The 3,108-nt window shown below is 44.7% G+C and carries 3 protein-coding genes and 1 pseudogene; all 4 read left to right on the top strand.

Translation table 11 applies throughout. From position 1 onward, the window contains the following. A pseudogene (locus ACKI39_RS12465) lies at positions 1 to 129 on the top strand (IS30 family transposase); the annotation flags it as partial. Positions 130 to 168: 39 nt separating this feature from the next. Next, positions 169 to 927, top strand: a complete 759-nt coding sequence (locus ACKI39_RS02075) for an exodeoxyribonuclease III (RefSeq protein WP_407397176.1) — start codon at positions 169 to 171, stop codon at positions 925 to 927. Then, positions 927 to 1,412 (top strand): nucleoside deaminase, encoded by a 486-nt coding sequence (locus ACKI39_RS02070; protein ID WP_407397174.1) that lies wholly within the window; start codon positions 927 to 929, stop codon positions 1,410 to 1,412. Before ACKI39_RS02075 ends, ACKI39_RS02070 begins: the two co-directional genes overlap by 1 nt. An 11-nt stretch (positions 1,413 to 1,423) precedes the next feature. Further along, the gene (gene glpK / locus ACKI39_RS02065; RefSeq protein ID WP_407397172.1) at positions 1,424 to 2,914 is read left to right on the top strand and encodes a glycerol kinase GlpK; all 1,491 of its coding nucleotides are present in this window, start codon (positions 1,424 to 1,426) and stop codon (positions 2,912 to 2,914) included. Positions 2,915 to 3,108 lie beyond the last annotated feature (194 nt).

Here is a 3,108-nt window from a genome sequence, read left to right as displayed (position 1 = left end):
GATATTACGAACTACAGTGATGAGTATATAGCAGCCGTCACTGATAAAATAAACAAAAGACCAAGAAAATGTCTTGGTTACAAAACACCTTTCGAGGTCTATTATTCAAAAACGTTGCATTTAATTTGACAATTCAAGTTTTTAAAAAACTTATGCTATAATATCCCTATGAAAATCATAACATGGAACGTTAACGGCATTCGTGCCGTGGAGAAAAAAGATTTCTGCAGTTGGCTTGCAGGTTGCGGGGCAGATGTTGTCTGCATTCAGGAAACAAAGGCAAAGCCGGAACAGCTTAGCGAAAACCTTACAGCTCCAGAAGGCTATAAATCATTTTGGGCAAGCGCAGTAAAACCTGGCTACAGCGGAACTTCCATCTATTCAAAGACAGAACCAGACAAGGTGGAGTTTCTTGGGGACAGCCGTTTCGACGATGAAGGCCGCGTCCTCATGGCATATTTTGGAAACCTTGTTGTCATTAGCGCATACTTTCCAAACAGCCAGGACAAGGGAGCACGCCTTGACTACAAACTTGCCTTCTGCGATGCAATGCTCAAAAAACTTGATGGCCTTGTTGCGGACGGTTTTGACATAGTTCTTTGCGGTGACTACAACATCGCACACAAGGCCATCGACCTTGCAAATCCAAAGACAAATGAAGGCAATGCAGGATATCTTCCTGAAGAAAGAGCCTGGATGGACAAATTCACCACCAGCGGCTATGTGGATACATTCCGCCATTTCTGCCAGGAACCAAAGATGTATTCCTGGTGGAGTTACCGCTTTCATGCCCGCGAAAAAAATGTAGGGTGGCGCATCGACTATGCCAACGTAAACGAACGCCTCATGCCAAGAGTAAAATCCTGCGTAATCAACAGCGATGTAATGGGCAGCGATCACTGTCCTGTAACACTGGAGCTTGACTGATGGGAATGCAATACAAGAAAGAATACATGGAGCGCGCCGTTGCTGTTGCCCATAAGGGTATCGATAGCGGATGCGGTGGTCCTTTTGGATGTGTGATCGTTTGCGGCGATGAAGTTGTCGCTGAAGCCCACAATACGGTTGTCTGCGACAATGATCCCACAGCTCATGGCGAGGTAAATGCAATACGCATGGCTGGTAAAAATCTTGGCCGCTTTGACATGAGCGACTGCGTTCTTTATACGACAAGCGAACCTTGTCCTATGTGCCTTGCATCGATCATGTGGGCGCGCATTCCAGTTGTGTACAGTGCAATGAACATCGATGACGCAAAGCAGATCGGATTTGATGACAAGCCCTTCTATGATGCCATGGGGGATAAAATCAACGGAAAGAAAAATCAGTTTGTCACTGAGGAATTCCATAGGGAAGAAAGTGCAGTAAAACTTTTTGAAAAATACGACGGAATGGAAAAGACAAAATACTAAGGCGGTTCAGCATGGCAAAATACATAATGGCACTTGATGCCGGAACTACAAGCAATCGATGCATTCTTTTTGATCACGATGGAAAAATATGCACCGTGGCACAGAAGGAATTTACACAGATATTTCCAAAACCGGGTTGGGTTGAGCACGATGCCAATGAGATCTGGTCAACCATGATGGGTGTAATTGCGGAGGCGATGGCAAAATTGAAGTGTCATGAAAGTGACATTGCCGTCATAGGGATTACAAATCAGCGTGAAACCACAATCGTCTGGGATAAGGAAACTGGCGAGCCTGTTTGCAATGCAATCGTATGGCAGTGCCGTAGAACAAGCGAATACTGCGATGAGCTTAAGGCTAAAGGTCTTGTTGAAAAAATCAGAAGCAAGACAGGCCTTGTGATCGATGCATATTTTTCTGCCACAAAGTTAAAGTGGATTCTTGATAATGTTGAGGGGACCCGTGAAAAGGCGGAGCGGGGAAAGCTTCTTTTTGGAACCGTAGAAACATGGCTCATCTGGAAACTTACAAACGGACAGGTTCATGTAACCGATTATTCCAATGCTTCAAGAACAATGATGTTCAACATAAACACTCTCAAGTGGGACGATGAAATTCTTGCTGAACTCAACATTCCAAAATCCATGCTGCCTGAAGTAAAGCCTTCAAGTTGTGTTTATGGAAATGCAGATGTTTCTGGTGTTTCAATTCCAATTGCAGGTGCGGCAGGTGACCAGCAGTCGGCCTTGTTTGGTCAGACCTGCTTTAATGCAGGAGATGCAAAAAATACCTACGGAACCGGAGCCTTTCTTTTGATGAACACCGGGGACAGACCTGTATTTTCTAAGAACGGTCTTGTAACGACAATTGCCTGGGGTCTTGATGGAAAAGTGAACTATGCCCTTGAAGGTTCTGTATTTGTTGCAGGAGCCGCCATCCAGTGGCTTCGTGATGAAATGAAACTCATTGATTCCTCGATTGATTCTGAATACATGGCATGCAAGGTTGAAGATACCAATGGATGCTATGTTGTTCCGGCTTTCACAGGTCTTGGTGCACCTCATTGGGATCAGTATGCACGCGGAACAATCGTCGGCCTTACCCGTGGGGTGAACAAATGCCACATCATCCGTGCTACCCTTGAATCCCTTGCTTACCAGGTTAACGACATTCTTCAGGCAATGCAGGCGGATTCGGGAATAAACCTTGCAGCCCTTAAGGTTGATGGTGGTGCAAGTTCCAACAATTTCCTCATGCAGTTTCAGTCGGACATATGCAATTCACCGGTAGAAAGGCCGGAATGCGTTGAAACTACAGCCATGGGTGCTGCCTATCTAGCAGGTCTTGCCATCGGCTTCTGGAAAGACAAAAATGATGTGATTGCAAATTCAAAAATTGAAAGGACTTTTGTTCCTTGCATGGATGAAGCAAAAAGAAAGACATTGATTAAAGGCTGGAATAAGGCAGTCCGCTGTGCCTTCGACTGGGCTAAGGACGATTGACTTAAAATGTCATAAATGGAAAAGGCATGCTGGAAACCGGCATGCCTTTTTTGTTTATGGCTTTAGCCAGTGAAAATGCGAAGCGTAGCGAAGTATTTTCACAAAAAACCACCCGCTATGCGGGTGGATGCTAAAAAGGTTATACAAAAAAATAAAAAAACCATCCCAACTTGAGATATACTATAGGTGTTCAA

It is taken from the genome of Treponema sp. (genome assembly GCF_045641405.1).
Lineage (GTDB): Bacteria > Spirochaetota > Spirochaetia > Treponematales > Treponemataceae > Treponema_D.
The sequence above is the reverse complement of the archived record's forward strand: the minus strand, read 5'-3'. Positions and strand labels throughout refer to the sequence as shown.

Bases quoted from the DNA above. Each gene is read 5' to 3' on its own strand.
- ACKI39_RS02075 (WP_407397176.1), top strand. From the start codon at position 169: ATGAAAATCATAACATGGAACGTTAACGGCATTCGTGCCGTGGAGAAA.
- ACKI39_RS02070 (WP_407397174.1), top strand. From the start codon at position 927: ATGGGAATGCAATACAAGAAAGAATACATGGAGCGCGCCGTTGCTGTT.
- glpK (WP_407397172.1), top strand. From the start codon at position 1,424: ATGGCAAAATACATAATGGCACTTGATGCCGGAACTACAAGCAATCGA.